General features: G+C 46.1%; 21 protein-coding genes. 12 read left to right on the top strand and 9 right to left on the bottom strand.

All coding sequences use genetic code 11. From position 1 onward, the window contains the following. Positions 1 to 2: 2 nt before the first annotated feature. On the bottom strand, positions 3 to 785 hold the full coding sequence (locus JGK16_RS07340; RefSeq protein WP_293176817.1) for an SAM-dependent methyltransferase: 783 nt from the start codon (positions 783 to 785) through the stop codon (positions 3 to 5). Further along, positions 782 to 2,161, bottom strand: a complete 1,380-nt coding sequence (locus JGK16_RS07335; protein WP_293190068.1) for an AAA-like domain-containing protein — start codon at positions 2,159 to 2,161, stop codon at positions 782 to 784. Before JGK16_RS07335 ends, JGK16_RS07340 begins: the two co-directional genes overlap by 4 nt. A gap of 531 nt (positions 2,162 to 2,692) precedes the next feature. On the opposite strand from JGK16_RS07335, the gene JGK16_RS07330 reads away from it, so the two are divergent. The 7 genes from JGK16_RS07330 (at position 2,693) to JGK16_RS07300 (ending at position 14,011) form a co-directional block, all read left to right on the top strand. Further along, the gene (locus JGK16_RS07330) at positions 2,693 to 3,838 is read left to right on the top strand and encodes a sigma-70 family RNA polymerase sigma factor (protein ID WP_293190066.1); all 1,146 of its coding nucleotides are present in this window, start codon (positions 2,693 to 2,695) and stop codon (positions 3,836 to 3,838) included. A gap of 157 nt (positions 3,839 to 3,995) precedes the next feature. Beyond that, positions 3,996 to 4,418, top strand: a complete 423-nt coding sequence (locus JGK16_RS07325) for an ATP-binding protein (protein WP_293190064.1) — start codon at positions 3,996 to 3,998, stop codon at positions 4,416 to 4,418. A 377-nt stretch (positions 4,419 to 4,795) separates the two neighbouring features. Beyond that, on the top strand, positions 4,796 to 7,006 hold the full coding sequence (locus JGK16_RS07320) for an amino acid ABC transporter substrate-binding protein (protein WP_293176827.1): 2,211 nt from the start codon (positions 4,796 to 4,798) through the stop codon (positions 7,004 to 7,006). A 316-nt stretch (positions 7,007 to 7,322) separates the two neighbouring features. Next, positions 7,323 to 8,186 carry an RNA polymerase sigma factor gene (locus JGK16_RS07315; RefSeq protein ID WP_293176829.1) on the top strand — a complete coding sequence of 288 codons (864 nt, stop codon included), beginning with the start codon at positions 7,323 to 7,325 and terminating at the stop codon, positions 8,184 to 8,186. Further along, positions 8,126 to 9,940 carry a tetratricopeptide repeat protein gene (locus JGK16_RS07310; RefSeq protein ID WP_293190062.1) on the top strand — a complete coding sequence of 605 codons (1,815 nt, stop codon included), beginning with the start codon at positions 8,126 to 8,128 and terminating at the stop codon, positions 9,938 to 9,940. The genes JGK16_RS07315 and JGK16_RS07310 overlap by 61 nt, the downstream gene beginning before the upstream one ends. A gap of 1,496 nt (positions 9,941 to 11,436) precedes the next feature. After that, on the top strand, positions 11,437 to 13,104 hold the full coding sequence (locus tag JGK16_RS07305) for an ABC transporter ATP-binding protein (RefSeq protein ID WP_293190060.1): 1,668 nt from the start codon (positions 11,437 to 11,439) through the stop codon (positions 13,102 to 13,104). Positions 13,105 to 13,147: 43 nt separating this feature from the next. Then, positions 13,148 to 14,011, top strand: coding sequence for a class I SAM-dependent methyltransferase (locus JGK16_RS07300; protein WP_293190058.1), 864 nt, complete (start codon positions 13,148 to 13,150; stop codon positions 14,009 to 14,011). A gap of 532 nt (positions 14,012 to 14,543) precedes the next feature. On the opposite strand, the gene JGK16_RS07295 is transcribed toward JGK16_RS07300, so the two are convergent. The 6 genes from JGK16_RS07295 to JGK16_RS07270 form a co-directional block, all read right to left on the bottom strand. After that, positions 14,544 to 14,732, bottom strand: coding sequence for an NfeD family protein (locus JGK16_RS07295; protein WP_293176837.1), 189 nt, complete (start codon positions 14,730 to 14,732; stop codon positions 14,544 to 14,546). A gap of 155 nt (positions 14,733 to 14,887) precedes the next feature. Beyond that, positions 14,888 to 15,283, bottom strand: a complete 396-nt coding sequence (locus JGK16_RS07290; RefSeq protein WP_293190056.1) for an NfeD family protein — start codon at positions 15,281 to 15,283, stop codon at positions 14,888 to 14,890. A gap of 282 nt (positions 15,284 to 15,565) precedes the next feature. Further along, positions 15,566 to 15,751 (bottom strand): NfeD family protein, encoded by a 186-nt coding sequence (locus tag JGK16_RS07285; RefSeq protein ID WP_293176841.1) that lies wholly within the window; start codon positions 15,749 to 15,751, stop codon positions 15,566 to 15,568. 84 nt (positions 15,752 to 15,835) lie between these two features. Continuing rightward, positions 15,836 to 16,090, bottom strand: a complete 255-nt coding sequence (locus JGK16_RS07280) for an NfeD family protein (protein ID WP_293190054.1) — start codon at positions 16,088 to 16,090, stop codon at positions 15,836 to 15,838. Positions 16,091 to 16,105: 15 nt separating this feature from the next. Continuing rightward, positions 16,106 to 16,288, bottom strand: coding sequence for an NfeD family protein (locus JGK16_RS07275; RefSeq protein ID WP_293144766.1), 183 nt, complete (start codon positions 16,286 to 16,288; stop codon positions 16,106 to 16,108). A gap of 135 nt (positions 16,289 to 16,423) precedes the next feature. Beyond that, positions 16,424 to 16,606 carry an NfeD family protein gene (locus tag JGK16_RS07270; protein ID WP_293176845.1) on the bottom strand — a complete coding sequence of 61 codons (183 nt, stop codon included), beginning with the start codon at positions 16,604 to 16,606 and terminating at the stop codon, positions 16,424 to 16,426. 215 nt (positions 16,607 to 16,821) lie between these two features. Between JGK16_RS07270 and JGK16_RS07265 the strand changes: the two genes are divergently transcribed. The 3 genes from JGK16_RS07265 to rodA all read left to right on the top strand — a co-directional run bounded on the left by JGK16_RS07265 (position 16,822) and on the right by rodA (position 21,311). Further along, positions 16,822 to 19,242, top strand: a complete 2,421-nt coding sequence (locus JGK16_RS07265) for a tetratricopeptide repeat protein (RefSeq protein ID WP_293176847.1) — start codon at positions 16,822 to 16,824, stop codon at positions 19,240 to 19,242. A gap of 59 nt (positions 19,243 to 19,301) precedes the next feature. Further along, positions 19,302 to 19,649, top strand: a complete 348-nt coding sequence (locus JGK16_RS07260; RefSeq protein ID WP_293176849.1) for a VOC family protein — start codon at positions 19,302 to 19,304, stop codon at positions 19,647 to 19,649. Between the two features lie 402 nt (positions 19,650 to 20,051). Beyond that, positions 20,052 to 21,311, top strand: a complete 1,260-nt coding sequence (rodA, locus tag JGK16_RS07255) for a rod shape-determining protein RodA (protein ID WP_293176851.1) — start codon at positions 20,052 to 20,054, stop codon at positions 21,309 to 21,311. 150 nt (positions 21,312 to 21,461) lie between these two features. Here the strand turns inward: rodA and JGK16_RS07250 are convergent, their stop codons facing one another. Beyond that, positions 21,462 to 22,817, bottom strand: a complete 1,356-nt coding sequence (locus JGK16_RS07250) for a proton extrusion protein PcxA (RefSeq protein ID WP_293176853.1) — start codon at positions 22,815 to 22,817, stop codon at positions 21,462 to 21,464. 197 nt (positions 22,818 to 23,014) lie between these two features. Here JGK16_RS07250 and JGK16_RS07245 point away from each other — a divergent pair, with 197 nt between their 5' ends. Both JGK16_RS07245 and JGK16_RS07240 read left to right on the top strand, forming a co-directional pair. Further along, on the top strand, positions 23,015 to 24,262 hold the full coding sequence (locus JGK16_RS07245; protein ID WP_293176855.1) for a transposase: 1,248 nt from the start codon (positions 23,015 to 23,017) through the stop codon (positions 24,260 to 24,262). Positions 24,263 to 24,264: 2 nt separating this feature from the next. Then, the gene (locus JGK16_RS07240; RefSeq protein ID WP_293176857.1) at positions 24,265 to 26,478 is read left to right on the top strand and encodes a recombinase family protein; all 2,214 of its coding nucleotides are present in this window, start codon (positions 24,265 to 24,267) and stop codon (positions 26,476 to 26,478) included. The last annotated feature ends 521 nt before the right edge of the window (positions 26,479 to 26,999 follow it).

The following is a 26,999-nucleotide window of genomic DNA, read 5'->3' as shown; positions in this document are numbered from 1 at the left end:
TGTCAACTGTCAACTGTCAACCCCAACCGTGCCATCATTTCACTGTTTACAGGTGCTGGCGCTTGAGGCGGAACGTAAAGTGTCGAAACTAAAGTAACGCGAATTCCTGCCAGTTTAGACAGAGGAATATGCTGGATAACTGGCTCGCAAACCGGATAATAAACTGCTGCTTCGTAAACAATTATTTCGTGTTCAGAACCATAGTATGTTTCTAACACTTCAGCTAACACCGTTAGGCCGCGCAGTTGGCTTTCTTCCCGATAAAAACCCAGATTGCCGATCGTCGCAATCTGCCACAAAATTAAAGCACTGGTTGGGTCAAATTTACGCTGCCGAATCAGAAAGTCAGTGGCTTCAAAACTTTGACATCCGTTGCGCCCTGGGTCAAGACCCAAGTCAGCAAACAAGCAATCTTCCGCTGAAATTCCCGGTAACATTTGCGCCCTAAAACCTTCACGACGCGCCTGTTTAATCGCTGCATGGGTGGGGTCAGCAAAAACGCCCGGATGACCGTAAAAAACAGCACACACATTCAATCCCTGACGAACTTCAGCCAAAATGCGATCGACCATCTCCCGATATGTCTCTCTGCGCCGCTGATTGTCGGTATTGTAAGGCAGGGCTTGGGCCGTGGCGTTGAGTGTATGCAGCCATTTTCCAGTAATCGGGTCAGCTACAGCGAACAAAACCTTGTCGGCTTGCTCGATCGACGCCTTTGCAGCTAAGGTCAGATGACCAACCAATTGAATCCCGGTACCAACAACAGTTAAAGAACCCGTTTTCAAACGCAACCTCCTCCAATGCTACTGAATCGATAGCCAAAATACTCCCAATACAACTGGCAACTCACCGCCGCCAGATTGCCTTGTAAATTTACCAACCCCATACCTTCCAACTTAGAGGCCTCCACTAAACCCAACTCTACAGGTATACTGCTTTTCACCACTCGCACAAAGGCTGCTAGCAATTCAGGCTCCTGTTGTAGGTTCCACAATTCTCGTTGTAAGCGATCGCTATAAATTCCCGCTGCAATACCAGAGGTTTGCAGCACTTGCTCGGGAGTCACATCTCCGAGCCCAATATGATAAAGAGCTAATCGTATTAAATAGGGATTTCCGTTTACCAAAGCCACCAGTTGTTTAGCATTTTCAGCAGACAAATCCAGTCCTTGCCGTTTGGCTAAATTCTGTACTTGCTCGCTATTGAATGGTGGCAGTCCGATCGGTAGCCCGACATTAAACGGCGATCTATTCGCACTCAGCGGAATATATATCTCAGCCGAGTGCACTACGACTAACCGCAGTTTTCGCCAAATTTCCCGATTCTTTGCTTCCTCGTGCCAACTTCGCAAAAGCCCGAAAAAGTCGCTCGCCAGGTGGGAATAGGGAAACAAGCGATCGATATCGTCTAAAGCTAAAACTATAGGCTTATCTGTTGCAGCCAGCAGATACTCCTCAAAATACATCTTGCAACTAAGCTGACTGCCAAAAAGTTCATCCCAATATTCCGCCATCTGATTTTCCAGTTGCAAACCCAAACCGACGTTGGCACAAAACCACCGCAAGAATTTATCTAAATCTAGGACGATTTCTCTATCTGCTAACTGAAAATTTATCGCAATCGTTTGATAGCCTTGCTCGGCAGCTTTCTCTAGAATCCTTGCCATGAGGGAGGTTTTCCCCATCCGCCTGGGAGCTTGGATGCGGATTAGCGCTCCCGGTTGCAAAATTGTCTTGTAACACTGAGATTCAATTGGCTGACGCTCCACATAAAAAGACGAATCCAGGGGAACTTGGCCTAATGGTAATTCCAACTCTATGTCTTTTTCTGGTTTGGGCGGGGTATGGGATGCTTTAACCCCGTCACTCTGAGGAAACACCCTGGCATAATCACTGGGCTCCAGAATCAGACTAAAAGCGCTGAAGCACCTTTTTAGCGTGTTGCGATCGACACCAGCTTCGCGAGTGTATATTTTCATCACAGTATTCACAGCTAACCGCGTGCGATCGCTTATTTGTTCCAAAGTATACCGATTCCCGCTATTTTGCTCGAATTCTGCCTTTGTTTTGGCTGCCTCTAATTTCTCTAATCCTTGTAGGGTAAGGATTACACCGCGTTGGCGCTTATCTTTTTCTTTGTGTTGAGCTTGTAACACTATCATGTGATGATGATTGATTTCCCAAGATTATAAAAATTTTATCAAGTTAAGCAACTTAGCAGTTAGATAGAAAAACTTACAAATGCGCCAAACCCTAGCTCCGGGGGAGTTTGGTTAATTGCCGATCGCAAATCTTAAGTTGCGATCTTAAATAGCTAAATTTGAGTGGTGCGATCGGTCTCGGCAGTGCAAAATGATACTGTCTGGCTAGCCAATATTATTGGTAAGCCTGAATTAAACTGCGATCGGGTAAAGCAGGTAAAACTGCTTCTACATCCGGCCTATGAAAATTTAGCGTGTAGTTTTACCGAATATTTAGGGTGCTTTACTAAACCCTGGTGTTAAGCAGCTTTGATGGAACGATCGCGGTGGTGACGACTAACCGCATACTCAAAGAACACTTGAAGCTTACAACCAGAATAATTGTGACTCATCGCTCTGTCTTTCCTCAGTAGAAAGGCTCCGATTGTCCTGGGCAAAAACTGTCAGGCAGTTGAATTATTGCGAAGCTTTTACTAACTTTAGGTATTAGAAATGACATCCTGTTCTCAATCATTTACGATTTCAAAGCAGCGCGATTGCTCGTTAGATCTAATCACAACTTTTTGGCAGCAATGGCAACAGTATCGAAACTCTCTTTACCGTTGCTGTATCAAGTGGATGGGTGGGAACTTTATTGATGCTGAAGATGCACTTAGTCGGGCGATGCTGAAAGCTTGGGAAAAGGTGCAAAAGTATGCAGCGGGCGAAATTGCTAATTTTAAGGCTTGGTTGACAAAACTGACTCATAACCTCTGCATGGATATTTATAGAGAACGCAGTCGGGGTGCGAATCGAGTTGAGGATATAGAAGCGATTCCACAGAAACAAGGACTGGTTTCCTTTGAGCATACGCCAGAAATGGCATTGGAGGCCCACGAGCAAAAGATTGTGATTCGCCGTGCAATTGATAACTTATCGATTAGGCTGCGCGAGACGTTTATCCTGCACTTTTATGGGGAACTTTCTCATCAAGAGATTGCCCAACAGCAAGAGATTTCCTACCAGAATGTCTGCAAGCGGATTTCCCAGGCGCGGAAGATTTTGCGAGAGGTATTGAGGGGATATTTTATCGGAGAGGAGAGGGCGGATACGGATAAATCTGTTCCACCGACAGCAACGGAATCGGCAATTGGGGAAATGTCCCAAGGGAATGCAGCAGTTGAAGCGATCGCAGGTGAGACGGTAGTTTCAGTTGCAGTGCAGAAAGTGGAGACTGTGGTGAGTGAGGAATTAATTGAGGTAGTGCGATCGCAGCAGCAGTCGAAGTCGGATTCTGTTGTAGCGACTGCTGACGGGAGGCTATACCAAATCCGGGTTAAAAACCCCTTGATTTTTGAAGATGGGGAGAGGGCGAGATCGGGGAATGGGGAGAAATTAGCTCGCGAACTAAAAAAGGGGGTGAGTAACCCGGATTTAGTATTATACCAATTTAATTTTATCGGCAAACAGATAGTAGGAGCATTCCCCCCGTGGCTGAATTGTTTAGGAGGCATCAGGCGGGGCAAATTACTGGAGAATTTGTGCGATCGTCCCTCTCTCCTCCTGTGTAATGTATTTCATATTTTCACTCCCTTGTCAAGAGTCTCTCAGGAATCAAGATTAGGCTTCGTTTCTTTTGAGTCAAAATTCAGAAACTGATTAGTGTCATCGTCCTTAAGGTATAGAAATGGATACGCAATCAGAGCTTTGGATAGCGACTATGAACTGCGAAAAATTCAACAAATCGCACTGTTCTATTTTGCCAGTATCCCGGCTATACCCCTTATCGCCTTTTGCAGGAGGCATTGTATCATTTATGCACCGGTTAATAGTGCCGGGAAAATTAGATTCTTTAAGTCAGATAGCTGAGTATGTCCTCGTAGCAGAAGCAGAGGCAGATCTGGATCAAAAAGCATCTTACGGGCTGCGCCTTGCAGTCGATGAAATTGCCACAAATATCATCATTCACGGTTATCAAGAATCTGGTAGAGAAGGGGATTTGGAGTTGCGTGCCGAAATTAGCGATCGCAACTTGACAATTATGATTGAGGATACAGCAGTCACCTACGATCCCCTCGATCGAGCGCTACCTGATGACTTAGACAAACACCCGCACGAAAAAAAGATTGGAGGACTCGGAGTTTATTTAGCTATTCAAAATGTAGATGAATTTGCTTACGAGTGGCTAGAAAATCGCAATCGCAATATATTTACTGTCCATCGTACAAGTCACAGTTAGGACAAGATCTCCAGAGGATGCGACCGACATAATTTAAAACTAGGGAAAGTCTACTGCTTGTTGAGCTAGCTATCTATCAAAATAGCAGTAAAACTGTGGGTTATTACCTGAAACAGAGACATTACTTTGCTAGCTGTACGACGAAAATTTCCCAGCACATCCTAATTAAATTAGTCCTGGACGCACTCCGACCTTCATAACCGGGTTTTTTACCGCGATCGAACAACCCGCCGGAAAAATAAGGGTTTTCAGCTCTGATAAAATTCCAAACCATCCAACAACAGAAACCTGCGGGAATCGGCTGCGGTTGGAGCAGTAATGAGCCTTTATCAAAAACCCTGCCAATTGAACACACAAATTATCTAATTACCAGCATTATGACCATTCCTAACTACAACGAGACCACCTATCTGCAAGAAAATCCAGAAGTGGCAAAAGCCGTAGCTTCTGGCCTTATTCCCAACGGGTTTGAGCATTGGGTAAAGTTTGGTTTTACTGAAAAAAGAAAGCCACAAATTTCATTCAACGAGCAATTTTATCTAGATGCTAACCCCGAGGTAGCAGCAGCAGTTGCCAAGGGTAGTTTATCAAGCGGATTTGAACATTATGCGCGGTTTGGAGCGGCTGAAGGTCGAAAACCAGTTGCCAGTACCACACCCACAGGCCCTAAACTTCAAGAAATCTTAAAGCGCGGGTTTGTGCGGGTTGCAGTTAACGACGATGCGATCGGATTTAGCAAGCGGGAATCCGACGGTTCATTTAGTGGGATTGGCATTGATTTTAGTCGCGCCTTAGCCACCGCTTTGTTCGATAACCCGAAAGCAGTAGAATTCGTAGTCGTCGAGGCGGGCAAAGACTTTAACAGCGTAGCCAGTGGCGCAGTCGATATTGCCGCCACTTTGCCCACTCAATCTATGCTCCGCGATGGCAGTTTAGGAGTAGATTTTTCGCCTACGGTTTTCTTCGACACTCAAGCGGTATTGGTGCGCGGTAATAGTGGAATTAGTTCTGTTAAGCAGTTACCAGGAACAACCATCGGCGTATTAGCAGGAACGCGCTCTCAGCAAAATTTAATAGATGTCGCCAAACGTGCCGGAATCGCCCTCAACATCCAAACTTTTCCTTCTCAAGATACCTTATTTGCTGCCTACGATGCGGGGAAATTGGGCGCTGTTTCCATTAATCGCGGGGTGCTGAGCAATCGCATTCCCACCTTATCCAATCCGGGAAATCAAGTCATCCTGGATGAAGCCATTTCTAAAGAGCCTTTAGCACTCGTCGTGCCGGAAAATCAGTCTGAATGGGCTGATGTGGTGCGCTGGGTGGTCAGCGCTCCCATCCAAGCCGAATTCTTTGGTATTAACTCCCAGAATGTGAATGAATTTCTTAATAAAAATTCCGCCACCAAGAGCTTCTTAGGCGTGGAAGGAAAGTTAGGAGAATCCCTGGGACTCAAAAATGATTTTGCGTTGAAAGTTATCAAACAAATTGGTAATTACGAAGAAATTTACAATCGCAATTTCAATCCCAAAGTGCTGCCGCGCGGGCTCAATGAGCTAATGTTTGTCAAGCCTGGGGGACTGCTTTATTATCTACCCTTTTCGGGGACTGACCAATTAACCGTGCCCTTGGTAAATAACGACAACCGCAACGTTTTACAGGAAGTGTTAGACCGGGGTTTCGTGCGTGTCGGGGTGAGAAATGACGCGCCAGGAGTTGGTTTTGCTGACTCCAAGGGCAACTTCAGCGGATTTGATGTGGATTTTGGTCGGGCACTAGCAGCTTCCCTATTTGGCAACCCCAACGCAGTGGAATTCGTGATTCAGAAAACTGGTCCTCAGCGCTTCAGCGATGTCGCCAATGGCATCGTTGATGTAACTAGCCGCAATGCCAGCCACAACCTCAAGCGGGATGCTTTGCTGGGGGTAGATTTTGCCCCCATTAATAGTTACGATGCTCAATTTGTGGTAACACCAACCGCCAGCGGAATTACCTCTTTTGAACAGCTTGCCGGTCGCCGAATTGGCGTGAGTGCAAATACCAATTCTGAGGTAACTCTGCGAGAAAAGCTGAAAGCTGCGGGCATTAATGCGGAAGTCGTAGCCTTAAATAGCTTGGAGGCCCTATTCGATCGTTATATCAAGGGCGAATTGGATGCGCTCACCGGCAATGGGAATCTGATTATCTCTAGTCTTCTCACCTTACCCCCCGACCAGCGAGACAAACATCAGCCATTTCCCGATGTTTTGGGAGAGGAGCCTTTAGCAATGGTGGTGGACGAGAATCAATCCCAGTGGAAGGATGTGGTAACAGGCGTTACTTATTCTGTTTATGAAGCGTTAGAGCTGGGTTTAACTTCTGAAAATGTGCGCCAGCAAATCAATAGTTCCGATCCAGTTGTCCGCCGCTTTTTGGGAGTGGAAGGAACTGTGGGTGAAAGTCTGGGTTTGTCGAATAATTTCGCTTTGAATGCGATTTCCGCAGTGGGGAACTATCAAGAGATGACCGATCGCAACTTCCCAGGTATTAGTTTGATGATAGCGCCTTATACCGAGGGCGGTATCGTTTTCTCAGTTCCTTTTGCTTGATTTTGCTGAGTCGGGGTGATTGATGAATCACCCTGACAACAATCAACCTTGAATATTGGCTAACGATACTGAATCGAATCTTTAGCCGGATAATACCAAATCCGGGTTTACCACCCCCGTTATTGTCATTGCGAGCGACAGCGAAGCAATCGCAAAGACTCTGCTAATAACGGAGGATTTATAAAGGGGATGGATAACCCGGATTTAGTATAAATACTCAGATCGCACTGAGCTAGATTTTTGCCGGATTGGGGTGCAACGAAAAAAGGAATAGAGGAATGTTCCTTCACATCTATCTTTCACCACTTTTAAAATCATGTCAAATTCTCAATCAGTTAGTGCAAAAGACATTTGGGGTTCTCCAGAAGATATGGAGAAAGCATTTTGGCAGCTATGGGAACAGAATCGAGATTATCTTTACCGTTGCTGTGTCAAGTGGATGGGGGGGAATCCTACTGATGCCGAAGAGGTGCTCAGTCGCGCCATGCTTAAAGCTTGGGATAAATTGCCAAACCATGCCGAAAAAATCACCAACCTCCGAGCTTGGCTGATTCGCTTAACCCATAATCTATGTATAGATATACACCGAGAACGCCGCCGGAAAGCAATGCAGATGGAGGATATTGAAGAATTAGCTGCTACAGGAAATTCAGCAGTTATTTCTGGTTTGGACTCTCCTGAAGAGGCACTTCTACATCATGAGTTGGGACATTACATTCGCCGCGCTATTGATACTCTTCCTTCTCGATTACGCAATCCGTTTATCCTGCGTTACTGCCACCAAATTGCCTATCAAGATATTGCCCAAAAACTTGCTCTCTCGCTCAATAACGTTTACAAGCGCATCCAACAGGCGCGAGAGATTCTGCAAAAGCGTTTGAGCAGGTATTTGTCAGGGTTGGATGATGCTCTGTTAGATTTCTCCGAGTCTTCTCAAAAGGGGGAAGTTGCCCCGATCGCAGATGAATTTACTGTAGGGGTAGCGCAAGAGTGCCTACCCCGTCAAGATTTTGGGGCGGGGGGATTGCCCCTACAATCCGATGAAACGATCGCCCCACCCGCGATCGCCCCCATCCCTCAGAACATTGGCGAGACAATTAATTATCAGGTAACAGCATCATGTCTAGAAACACTACACTCCGGGTGGTATCCCTCACTCAGTCCTCTGGGGTGGAGTTGAATGCTTACCTGGTTGCAGACTCGAAGCCAACCAGACAAGAGCAGAAGCTGAAAACATTAAGTGAGTACGTGCAGCAGTTTCCCTCTGGGTGGAAGAAACGGTTGGAATTGGCGAATCTGCTGTCTGAAATGGGTCAGATCGAGCAGGCGGTTGAGGAATATCGCCAAGTAATCGATCGGCAGCAACCACCATCGATCGGCGTCCGCTTGCAATTGGCAAAACTCTTGCAGCTTATGGGACAAGAGGTTGAGGCAGCAGCGGTTTATGAAAGTGCCTCGGCGAATGCGCGCAATGAGGCGACTCGACAGCATATCAGCGGATCGATCGCACTCTGTAGAGGTGATACTCAGGCAGGGATACTCGCTTTTGAGTCGGCGGCTTCCCTTGAACCTCACAATGCCGCTCACTGGCTGGCGTTGGCCCAGGTGCAGGTGGGGAGAGGCGATGCGGTTGCAGCTTTGCGAGCCTTTGATGCCGTTTTGTCACTGCACCCAGAGGATATTGTCGCGTCGATCGGCAGCTATGACGCTCTGGTGGCGGTGGGGAACGTGCGCCAAGCGCAGCAGCGGTTGAGCAAAGCGCTAGAGGTGGCTCCGGGTGATTTTGGGGTACTCAAACGACTGGCGGATACTCGTTGCCGGATGAGATTGGTATCGGGTGAGGAGGGGAAGCAGACTAAAAAGACGATCGCTTCTGTGCTGCAACTGGCTCCTGATGCGGCGGACGGTCATGAGTTGCTGGCATATTATCACTTTTTCCGGGGGGAGTCGGCTAACGGGGTTGCGGTGTTGGAAGGTTTTACCGAGGAACACCCGAATCATCCGAGGGGTTGGTATTCCTACGGGCGTTACTTGTTCCACACGGGGGAATATCAGAGGGCGGCGGCGGCGATGCTGAAAGCTTATCGTCTGTATCCCCTGGATTGTGAAATTTATCGGGCGTTGTGCGAGATTTTGCCCGCTGCGAGGATGACTTCTTCCCCAGCCTCTCTCGATCGCCCCCAGCCCACAGCGCAGTTTCATTCTCACCAAAAACGTGAATTTTGTAGGGGTAGTGCCCCCGTGCCTACCCCCGACCCAGACGATTCGATCGGCAGGTCAGACCAAGAGGGCCGGCACGGGGGCACGGCCCCTACGGAAAATCAAACAGCCCTGGGGGATTTAGGGCGATCGAACCGTGAAGTAACCCTGACATCAATAGTAGAAGAGATGCTCGATCGTTTTCCCGATCGCTGGAGTGTTTGGACGACGGCGGGGCGGGTGTTGGTGGAAAGTTTTCAGGAAATCGATCGGGGGTGTAGTGTCTCTGCGAAGGGGACGCAACTTGAGCCGCAGTTACCTGATGCTTGGTTTAGTCACGGGCGGGTGTTGGCGCTGGCTCTTAAACACCCGGAGGCGGTGGAGGCTTTGGCGCAGGGATGGCAGTTGTTACCAAAAGATGCGGGTTATCTGCAATCTGTGTCTGCTGCGGTGTGGCTGGGGGAGAGTTATGGAGTGTTGGGGGATGAGGTGGCGAGCCGGAAATGCTTGGAAAAGGCTTGTCAGTTTGCTCAGGAATTGATGGAGTTTGACCCGGCTATGGCTGGTTACTGGCGAGGGAGGGCGTTGTTGGGCTTGGGGGATGTGAGGGAGGCTGTGGAGGCCTATCGAAGTGCGCTGAGTCGGCGGTTGCTCTACCCTTTTCGCGGTGAGGTTGAGGAGGCTGTGAAACGGTTGAAAGGTAAGAGGCGAAAGGGATCTCGTTCTAAAGCGTAGATCCTTGACTTCTTCGGAAAGTCGGGGATCTGAACCTCTCAGAGTGCATTAAGTTAGGAAAAAACAGCCTCTAACTCGAAAAATTCAGAAATTGACCTCTGGATTCGTCTTATAGGTGTAGAGACAAAAATAAAATTTTGTCTCCACAGAAAGCACATCAAATTCATCTAAAAAAGGAGAAAAATAATGCTATTTAGATTTCGTTCGTATTAAAAGTAAAAATCAGTTCTGAGCGAAAATCGCTCGGTAATTGAAAATAGATGTAGGGTGGGTACTGCCGTCAGCGCCTACCCTACATCTTTTGTTGCTGATGTTAATTCAATGACAAAATCTAGTGCAATGGGTGGAAATTATAGTTCTTGTGTTTGAGGTGGTTTCATGGGGTGCATTGAGTTAGGAAAAAACAGCGCCTAACTCGAAAAATTCAGAAATCGATCTCTGGATTCGTCTTAAGGATGAACAACAAAAAAAAGGATACTTTATGAGCGCTTGTGCATTACAAACATTCAGTAACATTACTCAAAACCTTCTGGATTGTTTAGAGGCAGCAGCTAGATCCCAAGGATATAATATTTCGGGCAAGAGTGGTTCATATACTCAGGATGGATTCACGGTCACATGGAATTATAATCCATCGAATGAAACACTTCAAATTCAATGTATAGATAGCCCTTGGTATGTTCCCTGTAGCGTGATTAACGGTCGAATACACGATTTAGCTGAGCAATATATTTCACAATGTTCACCTGGATATACAGTAACAGCCTTAATTTAAGGGCTTGTGAGCCAATCGATTCCTGGGAGATCGCGTAGAGTGTCTTCTGTTTGATATTTTAACCTTTGATAAGGAAGTGCAATCGCACTCCACCTATCCCAAAATGATTTTTTCAGTTAGGAATCGTTAGTCGAGGCTTTTGTTAACTCTAGAAATTCAGAAATTATCGCTGGTAATCGTCTTCAGAGTGTAAAGCATTTTTAGGAGTAAAAGTCTGACGCAACCCTTAAAGGCGATCGCGCCTCAACACACTCTAATTCAGGAGTCAAGAGAGCATTGCTTCTTTAACCACCTTCCATTTACTTGCCTCACATCTGCTATTTAAAACAGCAGAATAAAGAGAAATAATCCGAGCTTAAAATAATAGCATCGGATTATTTCCTGTTGATTTATTTGTGTTTTTCGGTAAGATAAAGTTTGTGTAAACTCTGTTTCTTAAGCTTGACAAACCTATTAAATCTCGACTAATATTGAGAAAGTTGAGGACAAAAACTCAATCAAGACAACAAGTAAGCTAACAACAAAAAGGAGAGAAGTTGTGCGATTCCGTTATTTTTAACTTAAAAGTTAATCAGTAAAATCCTAGTGATGGTGCTGAGAAATTACAACTGAAAATCCCTGTAGGGTGAACAATGCCCACCCTGCTTAATAAGAAGGCTATCCAATTGAAATTGCACAAGTCAAAGTATAAATCTTGCCTGTAGACAAACTCCCATAACTCATGGAACTTATTTGGTTCTTTAAAACCCTCAACAAATACATTGCCTCCTACAAATGGCAATTCATTTTACTCTTTATCTGCCTGATATGCGACGCAGCATTTGATTCAGTCTTCCGAGCCAGCTTAAAATTTATCATCGATGCCGCCATCGTTCCCCAAAACTATAGTCTTCTGGTTCTAATCCTGTCATTGCTAGTTGTCGGAGCAATTCTATATGCTTGCATCGGCTTGCTAGGAATTTTCCTCGGAGCGCGTTTGGGCATTTTAATCACTAACAATATCCGATACTCTCTATTCGAGCATCTCCAAAGCCTTTCAATGGAGTTTTTTGGGCGACGTTCAGCCGGGGATATTGTCAATTGTCTGATCGCCGATGTCCAAAAGGTGGAAAATGGCGTAATTACAATGGGGCTGACAGTCGTTGTTTTAGAACTGTCTAACTTCCTATTTTCTATGGTTTTCCTCTTCCTCCTCAACTGGCAATTAGCCCTGCTCAGTTTAATCGGTTTAACTATCTGTACCATTGCTCCAGCAAAAATTGCCAGCCTTGCCACCGAAGTCGGCTATAAGTTGCTGCAAAAAGAAGGACAGATTGCCAGCGTTATCGAAGAGAATATCCTCTCGCAAACCGTTGTCAAGATATTCGGGCTGGAGAACCAAATGACTGAGGATTTTTCCACCGATTTGAATGACTTAAAACAGGTTTATGTCCGGGCAACCTTTCTCTCCTACTTAGTGCAGAAAGTCCCCATGATTGGTTTTGTCATGACGCAGTTGGTGGTTTTAAGTATTGGTGCAGTCATGACCTACAGGAATACAATTTCTGTAGGAACTCTTACCTCATTTCAAGTTTTAATGCTAGGATTGAATCTCAATATCCTCGGCTTAACTTCGTCAATACCGGCATTTATTGATGGAGTGGCAGGGCTGCAACGCATCAGCGATATCTTATCAGAAACTCCGGCGATTCAGGATGCACCGGGTGCGATTGATTTACCTCACTTTTACAGCGATCTTTACTTTGACGATGTTACCTTTAGCTATTCCCAAGATAGAGGTGGAGTTAAAAATCTCTCCCTGAAGATTCGCCAAGGAGACTTTGTGGTATTTGTCGGTCAAAGTGGAGCAGGCAAAAGTACAATTGTCAACTTGCTAACGCGATTTTACGATCCAGATAAAGGACGCATTCTGTTTGATGGCATTGATTTACGTCATGCCACAGTACGCTCCCTCCGTTCTCAAATTGCACTGGTTTCTCAGGATGTAATTCTGTTTAATTGCTCGGTGCGAGAAAACATCCGCATGGGCTATCTACAAGCCACTGACGAACAAGTCGAAGCCGCAGCCAAAGCCACCGAGATTCACGAATTTATTTTGTCCTTACCCCAAGGCTACGACACACCTGTTGGTGACAGGGGCGGACAGTTATCAGGGGGACAACGCCAAAGAATCGCCCTGGCGAGAGCGTTGGTAAGAAATCCAGCAATTCTGATTCTGGATGAAGCCACATCAGCCCTCGACCCCGCCACGGAAGCCAAAATCCTCACCACCATCGAGCGCATTACCAAAGAACGCACGGTGATTTTCATCACCCACCGCATGGCTAATGCCTTGCGTGCGGATGTCACGTATGTGATGGAAAACGGCAGCTTGGTGGTGAGTGATTGACACGCAGATTTAACTTGTACTGAACATTTTGGAGTTGAAAATTATGACCGATACAAATGATTACAAATGGCTAATCCCCTCTTCTCATGGCCTTGGCTCGAAATCACTTGAAGAAGAGAAAGAAATCTGGGATAAACACCACGAAGATTATACCAACAACGCTTTCAGTATCACCCAAGACCCCAAAATCTGCAAAAACTTAATCCGTCCAGAGCGTTCTCCCGGCTATGATATTCCCAACTCGCCTGACATCAAAGTCCTAATTCCCGGTTGTGGCTCGGAAATTTATCTTCAGAAAACCTTACTAGAATTTTGCCCCCAAATTGGACAAATCTACTGTACCGATTTTTCCAAAACAGCGATTGAAAAAGCACGCACAGATTGGGAAAAAGCAGATGGAGATGCCCGACTCAACAACCAGCAAATTGTGTTTGAGGAAGTAGACTCCACGCGAATCATCGAACAAAAACCGGAGTGGAACGATAAATTTGATTGCGTCCTCCTCGCAAATTCTGTGGTTTCCAGTGAGGATAAAACCAACCGCCAGATGATTCGGGAATTTGGTAAAGTTCTCAAGCCCGGTGGCAAGATATACGGATATTTTCCAACTACCTTATGCTTCTTGGAAATTGCCTATTTTAGTCGCAAACACGCTCACTGCGTTACAGAAGGATTTATCGATGTCTACGGCAATAAAGTTTGGGATGCTGAGTGGCAAGATCCCCAGATTTATTACACTCCCTTGCGTTTGAATCGCATCTTTAAAGAAGCGGGATTAAAACAACTTTGTTTGCAGATGGAGATTTTGGACTATGAGCCTTTTGTTTCGATGTTTAAAGAGATGATCCAGCATGACGATCCGGATATTTTTCTCTGGCATCTTCTAGTTCGTTATGAAAAGTCCTAAACGCACTTGGGCGAAGCATCGAGGGAGATGCTTCGTTTCACTCAGCATGATACATAGGCTGTGGGTAATTAGGGACACTCCAAGAGCCTTTCGGAGTGTCAACTTAACATCAAATTTATTGTCGTCATACAAATTAGGTACGTAGTTGCGATGAAAGCGCTCTTTATAATATTAGGAAAGAGCGCTGAAGCGCAACTACGTACCTTTAATTAACCCTGTCTAGCCCCCCGGATAGTCGGGGGGGACAGGAGTTGTCTCAAAGTCCCCGCAACGATGCGGGGGATGCGAGGGGGATCTGGACTCAGGTAAAAACGAGATTTATCAAGGCTTTCAGGCTTAAGTTTTCACCAATAGGCACGGTACCGTCTTCCTACTGAAAAAAAACCGCCGACAAGACTGTCAGCGGTGAGTAGTTGTTGAGGTTAAACTCTAGAATATTGCAATTAACAGAGGTGAGAACTTCGATCGCGCTTTTGAAGAGATTTGAAGAGAGATCCGCCTAGGCGGCAGCGCGATCGCAAATTCCCGCATTTCAAGCTATACCCTCCACCAATAAAGTAATCTTGTCAATTCCTACCACATAAACCAGTTCCCCGGGTTTAAAAGTTATGCCTTTATCGCACTTAGCGGGCCACCAACTACATTGAAAGCGGACGCGGCCGCATTCACCCGGTCGAATTTCTTCTGCAACGATTGCTTCTTCAAAATAGTCAAAAAACATGATTGCTACTCCTAAAAATTGGTTGGAATTGTTTTGAAGGCGAACAGTTTCCGAGGTATTTACCAATTAATAAACCATTCATCAATCTCCCAATCCCCAAATCCTCCAATCTAAAATCTAAAATCCAAAATCTAAAATCGGAAGATGCTTTGCAATTACCCTTCAACAATCAGAGTCACATTGTCAATGGCGATGACTCGAACCGCTTCTCCGGGTTTAAAAGTAATTTCTTGGTCAGATGTTGCAGGCCACCAACTGCTTTGGAAACGGACGCGACCAGATTCTCCCGGACGAATTTCTTCTTCGACGATCGCTTTTTGGTCTGGGGCGATATCTTTTGGCGCTAGATGAGTATGGACTGTTTCTGCATCGCCGACAGCGGGTTTTTCCTCACCGACCGCCGTCTCTTCTGCTACATCGGTGCTGGACTTTTCCGCACCGGAGACGGCTGATTTTGCTTGATTAACACTGCCTACTTTTTCCTCATCAGCGAAGGCTAAGATTCCTTCTTCTTCAATAAAGCTTGCTTCTTCGACATAGTTAGTAGACATGGTGGATGGCTCCTGAAGATAGGTTATGTTTGACTTTTGGATGCGAAAAGCTCGCGCTTTTTAAGTTTGATTAAATGGTCAGATTTCTTATCCCAACAATTGCAAGCGGGAAGTTAAATTCTGCCTTCTACAAACCGATACAAATCCTCAACTTGAGTCTGGCAGATCCCCTGATTTTAGACTGACTTTCAAACTCTCAGATTTAATGAGAGTGTAAATCTAAAATCTAAAATCTAAAATCTAAAATCAACTGACTACTCCCCACCTCAGAGTTTTCCCGAACTAAGCTTCAACTATTAGAGTAATGTTTTCAAGTCTCAGGACTCGAACCACAGCACCGGGTTTCAAAGTTATTTGTAGATCGTCGCACTTCGCAGGCCACCAACTGTTTTGGAAGCTGACGCGACCGGGCTGATTGGGTCGAATTTCTTCATCTACGATCGCTTTTTCCAAATAGCTAACAGTCATATTTTTGGCTCCCAATTTCCAATTTTTCGTAACCTTCAAAGGCGATAAACTTATAACCAGACTCGGTAAATCCTTAATTCCCAACTACGCTTCAACGATCAGAGTCACGTTCTCAAGTGCCAGGACACGAACCACAGCACCGGGTTTCAAAGTTATTTGTAGATCGTCGCACTTCGCAGGCCACCAAGTGCTCTGGAATCGGACGCGACCGGACTCGCCTGGACGGATTTCTTCTTCTACGACGGCTTTTTTCAAATGGTTGAGACTCATAACTTTAGGACTCCTGAGTGCAGATTCGTCGGATTCTTGAGAGGTAAAAACTTGTAGGACTCGATTCACTGGCTCGATCGGCAGCTAGGCTGCCACAATCAGAGTAATGTTGTCAATTCCGATGACGCGAACCACGTCACCCGGTTGAAAAGTCATCTCTTGCTCGCATTTTGCAGGCCACCAACTGTTTTGGAAGCGCACGCGGCCGGACTCTTGAGGGCGAATTGCTTCATCGACGATCGCTTTTTCGGAATTGTCAAAAGTCATGATTGCTGGCTCCTGATTATAAGTTTGGCTGAAGTTTGAGATGCGAAAAACTGATTGCTCGACTCGTTACCAATTTCCAGGTAGAGGTCGCCCTCTTGCTGTCAACTGTCAACTGTCAACTGTCAACTGTCAAAGCTAGGCTGTGACAATCAGGGTAATGTTGTCAATTCCCACAACTCGAACCACATCCCCGGGGTGAAAAGTTATGTCTCGATCGCATTTTGCAGGCCACCAAGTGCTTTGAAAGCGCACCCGGCCGCATTCTTGAGGGCGAATTGCTTCATCGACGATCGCCTTTTCATCAGTGTTAATAGACATAGCTGCTGGCTCCTGAATGTAAGTTCGACTTGATTGGTGCGGATGTCAGAAGCTTGTCGGTCAACTTCCCCTCCACACTCAACAGTCTCGCAGGTCAACCATGGCTGTGTCAGTCGGCAAAAGTCCTTATAAGTCGGCTGTTTGAGCCCGTAAGCGAGTCGGAAAAAGTCTGTTAGAGTTGTTTGATAATAGGTAACGCTAAACCTGGTGACTCAATGGAAGCGGATCAAGCACTGGATTTTACTAACTCGTTACTTGTGGCTCGAAACCTGAAAACTCTCGACAACCTTGACAGCGCGATCTTTCGCGAAGCATGGATGGGGGTGCAAGGCAGGACGTACCAACAGGTTGCAGAGAGTGAAGGATATGGAGTAGGGACTGTTAAGGATGCTGCCTCTAATTTGTGGAAGCGCCTTTCAGCTTTGTTTGGAGAAGGTGAAAAAGTTAAAAGAGATAACCTGCAAGCGGTAATAGATCGATATTGGCGCAGCTACTCGAAACTAGAACCGCAGTCGGGGCAAATTGTTCCGCCCCGATCGTCCCTGGGGCTAGATTCGGACTTGGAAATCGAAAATCCGAACTTTTTGGGCAGGTTTGAGGCGATCGAGGATCTGAATACTCTGGTAGCCCAAGGCGCTAAAGTGATTGTGATCCAAAGTGCCGGCGGTATGGGCAAAACGACTTTAGCCAGACAGTACCTGAAATCTCAAGGGTTCGATCGCGTAATTGAACTGCTGATGGCAAAAGAGACAGAAAACCTCACAGCCTTAGAAAGTGCGATCGAAGAATGGCTCAAGCAAGACTTCCAAGAAGAACCAGGGCCAGACTTTGGTGTCACCCTCGGGCGGCTGAAGCGGCAACTTCAGACTCTCAAAGTCGGCGTATTGATTGACAATTTGGAAGCCGCCCTCGACGGACAAGGTAAGTTTATTGAACCCCACCGGCTGTACGTCGAACTCTTGCGAGTTTTGGCTGATGCCGCGGTGCAGTCGGTAACGCTGATTACCAGTCGCGATCGACTTTGCGATTCTGACGTAACCGTCGAACACTACCTGCTTCCGGGATTGGACGTGGAAACTTGGCAGCAGTATTTTGGCGATCGCAACATCAAAATAGATCCTGTCGCACTCCAGGAAATGCACAAAGTTTACGGCGGTAATGCCAAAGCCATGGGCATTCTTTGGGGGACAATCCGAGAAGATTTTGACGGAGATATGGCAGCCTACTGGCTGGAAAACAGCGACGATCCGCTGGTGGAAACCGACTTAAAAAATTTAGTTACCAGTCAATTCAACCGCCTGCAAGAACTCGATCCCGAAGCCTATCAACTCCTTTGCCGCTTGGGCTGTTACCGCTATCAAGACGTGCCGACAGTCCCTAGTGATGCACTTTTGTGCCTGCTGTGGGACGTGCCCGAAGCCGGACGCAGACAAATCATTAAATCGCTGTTGCACCGATCGCTAGTCGAGTCCCAAAAAGGCGAATACTGGGTGCATCCAGCAATTCGGGAAGAAGCAGTCGATCGGCTTTCGCCCGCAGACTGGGACACCGCCAACCGCAAAGCAGCCGAGTTTTGGACGGATAGCGTCGAGATTATTGAAACCGTAGAAGATGCGCTGAAAGCTTTTGAAGCTTACTATCATTACGTGGCAATTAGCTGTTTCGAGCAGGCCGCTAGCGTCATCCTCAAAAAAATCAATATCCAGTTTGCCAAAGATTACAAACTCGGACGAGCGCTCTATAAACTAGGTTTCTTGCAGCCAATAATTTCAGCAACTACTCGCATCGTCAACAATGTGACTTCTGACTATTATTTGAGCGGTCTTTACAGTATTTTAGGCGTTTCTTACAGAATATTGGGCGACATCAATCAAGCCATAGAATGTCACCAAATATCCGAAAGAAAAGCCACTAAATGTCTGCAAAATATAGCAAAAAATAGCGAACCGGAAAACGGCCAAAAAGCTAATCTAGAATTTTGGAAACTTAACGCTGCAATCAATATAGGGTTTTGCAAAATAGAAATGCTGGAATTAGAACCAGCTCTGGAGATATTTGTCAAAATGAAAAATTCGCGGGAGGAAATCGGGATTATCGGGATTAACAGTTATTCGATCGAGGTCGGGTTAGCTTTTCTCAACTCCTGTGTGGGAGTCAAAAAAGCTGCCAAGGAACTCGCCGACAAACTATATGCCGATCGCGAAGAGAGCCAGTTAGTGGGTACGGGATACAAGTTAGTGTTTCTAGCCACCACCTATAAAAACCTCGGAGATCCAGAAAAAGCTTTGAGCTTGTACAGTCAGGCGATCGCCCAGGCCGACGAAAACCTTTACAGCACCGTCAAAGCCAAAGCTCTTAGCGGTATAGCTGCCCTGTACCGAGAACGAGGAGAATTTGACCAAGCCATGCAGCACCATGCAGAAGCAATAGAAATACTCGATCTGCCCAGCGCTAAATTAGACCGAGCCGAAGCTTGCTATCAGCTCGCACTGACAGAACAAAAACTCGGCAACATCGAGAAAGCCCAAGAAAACTTCGATCGCGCCATTCAACTGTTCAGCGAAATGGACGCCAGCAAACAAGTAGAAAAAGTACAGTTTGCCGCTACCAAAAATCCCGAAAAAATCCCTAATTAACTGAGAAACAAAGGAAAAAAGATACAATAAAGTAAAGCACAACAATAAAATTTCTAGACATGAAACTAAAACGATTGGGACACGTAGCCGTCTGCGTGCAAGACATAGAGAAAGCTGCTGAGTTCTACAGCAAATTGGGAATGGAGTTAGTTTGGAAAGATGCAGACTGGGCTTATTTAAAAGCAGGAGATGATGGACTGGCGCTGTTGAGTCCGACTTACGACCAAGCAGGGCCGCATTTTGGGTTTGTATTTGACGATCGCACCGAAATGGAATCCGCCTACGAACAACTCAAAACTGAAGGTGTTTCCGTCACCCAGATTCACGAACACCGCGACGGTACAGCGTCTTTTTACGGCAGAGACCCCGACGGTAACGGTTTTGAGTACCTTTACGAGCCGACTTGACCGATTCTAGGACTTGCGGAGCGAGCTAAATCCGCGTAAGGTGCGCACTGCGCACCCTACAAGATTTGTGCACACTGCGCACCCTACAGATTTGTGCACACTGCGCACCTCGGCCAGTTGCAGACTGCCCGGAACCTCCGTACAACTCGCCGAATAAAGTGACGTACTGACACCAAATCTTCTAAAGTTACAGTGCAGGCTCAGCATCCAAAATATAGCAACCGCCACATGGCGTGAGGGCATAAATGACTTCCATGAATGGAGACGAGAACCCACAGCATAAACGGTTTGATTGCTGTCAACTGTCAACTGTCAACTGTCAACTGTCAACTGCTATATATCCACAACTTCCGAAAATCGGCTCGATAATCTAAAATCTAAAATCTAAAATCTAAAATCCTCATGTTCCAAAGAATACAAGTCAGAAACCGCTGGACATCGATCTTCAAACCCTGGGAAGAAGCAGATCCTTGGCTGTTTGCCGCTTGCATCAGCCTCACCATCTTCGGCGGAATCATGATCCGCAGCGTCGAAATCAACCAGGGCTCGATCGACTGGTGGCGGCACTGGGTAACTGGCGGAGTCGGTTTGTTCCTCGCCATCATCATTTCCCGCTGTCGCTACCAAATACTGATTGAGTGGAAATGGCCGATTTACATATTCATTAATTTGTCCCTGATTGCAGTGCGGTTTATTGGTACTACAGGGCTCGGTGCCCAGCGGTGGATCAATATCGGCGGCTTCTACCTGCAACCCTCAGAATTTGCCAAAGTAGGGATGATTATCACCTTAGCAGCCCTCCTGCACGAGAAGACTGTCCCTACGGTGCGCGATATGTTGAGAATGCTGGCGATTATGGCTGTGCCCTGGGGATTGATCTTTGCTGAACCAAATTTAGGTACTTCGCTGGTGTTTGGCGCGATCACAATGGGGATGTTTTACTGGGGAAATGTCAATCCCGGATGGTTAATATTGTTGTTCTCTCCTCTCTTCTCAGTTCTCCTCAATAACGTGTCCACACCGATTTGGGTAGCCTGGGTAGTCGTGGCGGGTATTATTGCTTGGCGAAGCCTACCTTGGCCTTGGCTGGGGACTTTCGGTGCTGTGTTGGTGAATGTGGTGTCGGGACACGTCGGACACGTATTTTGGGGCGTGCTGAAGGATTATCAAAAAATGCGCCTGACAGGGTTTTTGAACCCCGAGAAAGACCCTTTAGGCAGCGGATATCACTTGATTCAATCTCGGATTGCGATCGGGGCCGGGGAACTCAAAGGCAGAGGTTTGTTTCACGGAACCCAAACTCAGCTTAACTTTATTCCCGAACAGCATACGGACTTTATCTTTTCTGCGATCGGCGAAGAATTGGGCTTTATTGGCTGCATTGCAGTGCTGTTGGTGTTCTGGATCATTTGTTTCCGCTTGGTGACGATCGCACAAACTGCAAACGACAATTTTGGTTCCTTGCTGGCGATCGGCGTACTGTCAATGTTAATTTTTCAGGTATTCGTAAATATTGGGATGAACATCGGCTTAGCCCCGGTTACAGGAATTCCGCTACCTTTCCTTAGTTACGGGAATGCGTCGCTGCTGAGTAATTTTCTCGGATTGGGACTGGTGGAGGCGGTGGCGAACCAGCGACAACGCAAGAAGCGTTGGAATTAGCGGATTATATTTTTTGAGGACTGAAGTCCTCACTACAAACGGAATAATAGGTTTGTAGTGAGGACTTCAGTCCTGATATTTTTTGAGGACTGAAGTCCTCACTACGAACCTAATAAGGGTTATTTAACAAAAAAATTAGATATGAGCAGATTACTCGTTCATATTCTTGTAAGTAGCAACCGCCGAAGGCGAACTCCGGTTTAAATAACGGAATATCCAATACTTAAATACCGTATCCAAGATCACCGGAAACGTGGCAATAAACAGAAAGATAAACTGCCTATTTTCTGGCAGTCCCAAGTGCCTCGATAAACCTTCGAGAATTATTTCCCAACCGTGCGGCGAGTGGAATCCCACAAACACATCGGTAAACAAAATAATTACAAAAGCCTTTGCACTGTCGCTGAGTCCATAAACCACATCATCCATGAAAGATTTTAAAACCTCAATCTCTTTCTTGTTAGTGATGAGAATCGCGGCAAAGGCAATCACAGAAATCAAATCAGCAAAAATATTTTTAATGGCTCCACCGCTTTCTTTGCGATATTCCTCCGCTAATTCAAATGCTTTTTCAGCAATCTTCTTTTCCTTTTCCTCTGGAGCAAGTGGCGGCGCTATGCCAATTAACGTGTCAAATTTGAGGTGCTGCTCAAATGTTTCCAGTTCTTTTAAGGCTTCTTCTTCCAAGTCAACGTTTATGAATAAGGGAGCATTTTGCTTGACTCGAAAGTGGTCAACTACTGGCCCGACTACAAAGTTTTTGGAAATTTGATTTGTCAGCAGGGGAACCAAAATCAAAAGCAAAATAAATCTTAGAGAAATAACTGTTTTTACTTTAGAATTTCGGAAATTTCTAACTACGTCTTTTTCTGCTTCGGGATCTAACTCTTTAGTGATTCGATTCAAAGTTCCCAAAAGCGATCTGGGTAATAAATTCACCTCTTCAGAGCTAGTATCAACCTCCCCATGAGTTTGATTGAGATTAGCTAATCCTTTATTGGCGTCAAGTTGAGAACTGCTTGTAGATTTCACCTGCACGTTTACTGAACTGACAAGTGGGACGATCGCCGTTGATTTACTATTATTAATATACTTGTCAATGACTCCATCAATAAACTCTAGCTTCTCGAATACCAGGGACGATCGATCTTTATTCTCTAAACCCAATCCTTGTTGGTGGCGCGGGGCGCTGTTACCCGCCTGCGGTTTTGCCCCCACGCGATCGGGCAATTCCAAAAAAGAACGGCTAGCATTAAACTCAACCATTCTCGTTTGGATGACCTTGAGGTATTTTTGCAGTTCGGATTTAAAGTAAGACAGGGTGCTGTGTCCGTAATCGGACGATCGCTCGGAGATGCCTTGGCCGCCAAAATGCTCATCTTCGATCGCCTTAATTGCTAGCGCAGCATCATAGGCCTGTTCTAGTGCCCTTTCAGGCGTTTCTCTATACCACTGGTGAGCGCTGTAGAGATATTTTACAAACCTGTTCCACAGAGAAGTATTCATAGCTGGAGTCCATTAGTTAGTAGCAGATATTAGTCATCGAAAATTTGGGTAGAAACCCCGTCCTTCGCTTGACGGCTTTACAGGAAGTATGCGCTGGGGATAGTCCTAGCAATCTCACGGTATGGTAAAACTTCATTGACTTTATAGCCATTAATAGCCGTGTATAGTATAGTATAGTCAAAAAATACGGCAAAACTATGCAGCTCGTTGAAAAGCACATTATCGATCAAAACCACTGGCTATACAAGCAGCTAGATAATTTGTGCTTTCTTTCTAAGAATATTTTCAACTACGCTAACTATATAGTCCGACAAAAGTTTATTAGTTCGGGAGAATACCTCGATTATTACAAAATACAGAAAATATGTCAGGGAAAGACTGACTATCTAGCATTACCAGCCAAAGTATCTCAGCAAGTATTATTGAGATTGCATGAAAGCTGGAAATCTTTTTTTGCAGCTACCCAGGAATATAAGTTACATCCAGATAAATTCAAAGCCCGACCCAAAATACCCAGATACAAACACAAAATATTAGGCAGAAATGTCCTGACTTACACCGCTCAAGCTATCAGTCAAGAATGGCTCAAAAAAGGAATCATCAATCTGTCTTTGACTCAGATATTTCTAACGACTAAAGTCAGCCAAGTAAATCAAGTCAGAATCGTTCCAAAAACTTACCATTACTCGATAGAGGTAGTTTATGAACCCAAGGCTGTAACTGTTTCATCATCAGGTGTTGAAGGAATAGCAGGAATTGATATTGGTCTGAATAATTTAGCGACAATTACATCCAATCAAAACGGGTTTGTTCCGCTGATAATAAATGGCAAACCTCTCAAATCAATCAATGCCTACTATCACAAAAAAAAGGCTGTGTTGCAGTCAGACTTGAAGGGGGAGAGACAAACATCAATCAAAATTGAACAATTAACTCACAAGCGGAATGTAAAAGTAGATAATTACCTGCACAACGCTAGTCGATTCATCATCAATCATCTGGCAGCTAACCGAATCGGGACACTGGTGATTGGTAAAAACGAGAATTGGAAACAGGGAATAAATCTCGGAAAGCGGAACAATCAGAATTTCGCAGCAATACCTCATGCAAGGTTTATTGAAATGCTAACTTACAAAGCGCAGTTAGTAGGAATAGTTGTGAAAGTTATTGAAGAAAGTTACACTTCAAAGTGTTCTTTTTTAGATAATGAACCTTGTGTTAAGCATTCAGAGTACAAAGGTAAGCGAATTAAGCGAGGTTTGTTTCGTGCTGGTGATGGCAGACTGATCAATGCGGATGTGAATGGCAGCGCTAACATTGTCAAAAAAGCATTTCCCAACGATGAAGCTGAGGGAATACAGGGCGTAGTAGTACGTCCGGTAAGGGTCACACCTTACAAAATGGTTGCCCGAGGCAATTGTAATATTTGCCTAGAAAACCTGTAACTATGGTAACAAATTTAGATAAATTAGGAACCGTTTCCGCAGATTCTATTTGGATTGTAGGAGGCGCCCGCAGTGGCAAAACCGCTCGCTTAGTCGAGCAGTTCTGCCTGTGGAGCAAAACAGTCAAGCCTTTGCCCGCAAACGTTTCAAGCCGCGGGCGTTCCGGGCGCTGGCGGGCGGGACAAACAGCCCCAGCAATCTTAGTCTTAGCAGCTAATGGGGACAACCGGTTGGAATTGGCCGATCGCATCGCCATAGCTACCCAAGGAAAATATGCCTTTCACTCCACAACACCGTTCGGTTTTTTTGAGCAGGAAGTATTGCTATTTTGGCCGCTGCTGTTGCAGTCGCTAGATTTGAAGGCTCAATTTCCCCTGCGGCTGCAACCTGAAACAGAATTGGAACTTGCAGCCAGACTCTGGCGTCGCGAGTTAGACGAAGGGATTTTGCAACAAACAGGGGTAAGTCCAAATCGCATGGTGCGTCGAACTCTAGACTTATTACAACTTGCTGCTGTCAGCGGTACGCCCAGAGAAGAAATTCCCCACATTCTCCAACAGGGATTTGCCGCTGGTGACGGCTCGAATAGCCTGTGGACTAGCATGGGAGAGTTGCTCGAAAGGTGGCGGGAATGGTGCTTGACGCGGGGGCTGCTGACTTACGGGATTGTGTGCGAACTCTACTGGCGCTATTTGTTGCCAAATGTCACTTACCAGCAGCAGTTGGCTTCTAGATATCAAGCTGTCATCGCCGATGATGTTGACGATTATCCGGCCATCAGCGGTCATTTGTTCGATCGAATGCTCGACACAGGCGCAGCGGGGGCCTTTTCCTACAATCGGGATGGAGGAGTGCGTTTGGGTTTGGGGGCTGACACGGAATACCTCGCCCGACTCGAAAGCCGCTGCGGAAGCGTGGAAAATTTGGACGCAAAAGCCGGTTTATCCTCAGAGATTGGGGATTTAGCCGTAAGTTTGGCAGTGAATTCTGAGGGTTTTTATCCTTTAGGCTTGAGTTTACCAGGCTCGGTTCGATCGCTCGAAACCACTTCTCGGGCGCAACTGCTGCGAGAAACCGCCGAAATTATCGTGGATGCGGTGAAGTCAAAAGCCGTGGAAGCGCAGGAAATCGCCGTAGTTGCTCCTGGGATGGATGCGATCGCCCGTTACAGCTTAACGGAAATTCTCGCCCGAGATGGTATCGCGGCCGAATCCCTCAACGATCAGCGTCCCCTATCGACTACGCCAGAGATTCGAGCTTTGCTGACTTTGCTAGCGTTGGTTTATCCTGGACTAGGCCGTTTAGTCGATCGAGACGCCGTAGCCGAAATGCTAGTAATTTTAGGCAGCCAGAAACACCGGGAATTGCCGGAAACAGCAGAAGATAACCCCACTTTCAATCTAAAATCTAAAATCCAAAATCTAAAATCGATCGACCAAGTGAGAGCAGGTTTAATTGCCGATCACTGTTTTTGTCCCGATCTCGATCGACCTCAACTGCTGGAAATTACAGCCTTTCCCCGGTGGGACAGAGTGGGACACCGAGCAGCTTTGGCCTACGAGCAAATTGTAGAGTGGATCGAACAACAGCGATCGCAACAACAGGAGCGGCTGTTACCCAGTCCCATTGCGCTGATCGATCGAGCGATCCAGAAATTTCTCATCAACGACAGATATCTGCCGTTCGATCGGCTAGCAGCCCTGCGAGAGTTAATGGAAACCGCCGCCCACTACTGGGAAATACACGCGCGAATGCAGCGTGTAGAACCCACAAACGGGGGCGACTCAGAAACGATCGCCAGGTTCATCCAGTTGTTGCGCCAAGGAACCGTCACCGCCAACCCGTTTCCAGTCCGTTCCCAAGGCCCAGAAGCCCAAGCCGTCACCCTCGCCAACATCTTCCAGTACCGCAGCAGCCGCCGCGCCCACAAATGGCACTTTTGGCTGGATGCCGGTTCGCCCCTATGGCTGAGCGGCGGTGCGGCGACTTTGTTTGGTGCACCCTTATTTGTGCGATCGCAATTGGGGCGTCCCTGGGGAACCGAAGACGAAACGGCCGCCGACCAACAGCGACTGCGGCGAATTCTGGTAGATTTGTTAAGTCGTTGTTCCGTGCTTTACCTTTGCCACAGCGAACTAGCCGTCAACGGCCAAGAGCAAACCGGGCCGCTTCTGCCTCTAATTAACAGCTCTGTTTCTTGTGAACAGTCAGTTTAAGACATTGGGCAACAGGCAGGAAAGAAAATTATGAATCAAAGATTTTCATTTTTTCTCTCTTTGGATAGATACTCCGGCTTGACTCGCAGTGTGACTTCTAGATGCGATCGAAATAGGGCGAGATAAAAGTGTACCCAAAACAGGCATCAAAACGTGCAATCATTAATATTTTTAGCTCGAAAGATACCAGAGTTTAAAAATATCTATAGGCCTTGCAATTTTGATTTAGTATGCTATAAATGAGCGAGATTATAAGAAATACCCTGAAAACCCTGCGACAAAAGTCCAGGGATGAAAGGGCATTGCAGGATTTATCCTGCCAGTTAAATATTTACCAATTCTAGTAAAATAAATCAAGGAGGGTAAAAAAAGATGTACGCAGTACAAAGAGACCTGTGGCATTTAACAGGACTCGACAAAACCATTGTCGAGCAACTGTTGAGGTGGTCAAACAATCTGTTTAATGTCGGGACTTACGAAAGTCGGCAACGGTACTTTAAGGACAAAGGTACAATTAAATA

The sequence above is a fragment of the Microcoleus sp. PH2017_09_SFU_O_A genome (genome assembly GCF_020738625.1).
In the GTDB taxonomy this organism is placed as follows: Bacteria; Cyanobacteriota; Cyanobacteriia; order Cyanobacteriales; family Microcoleaceae; genus Microcoleus.
This window is presented reverse-complemented; position numbering and strand designations above follow the sequence as displayed.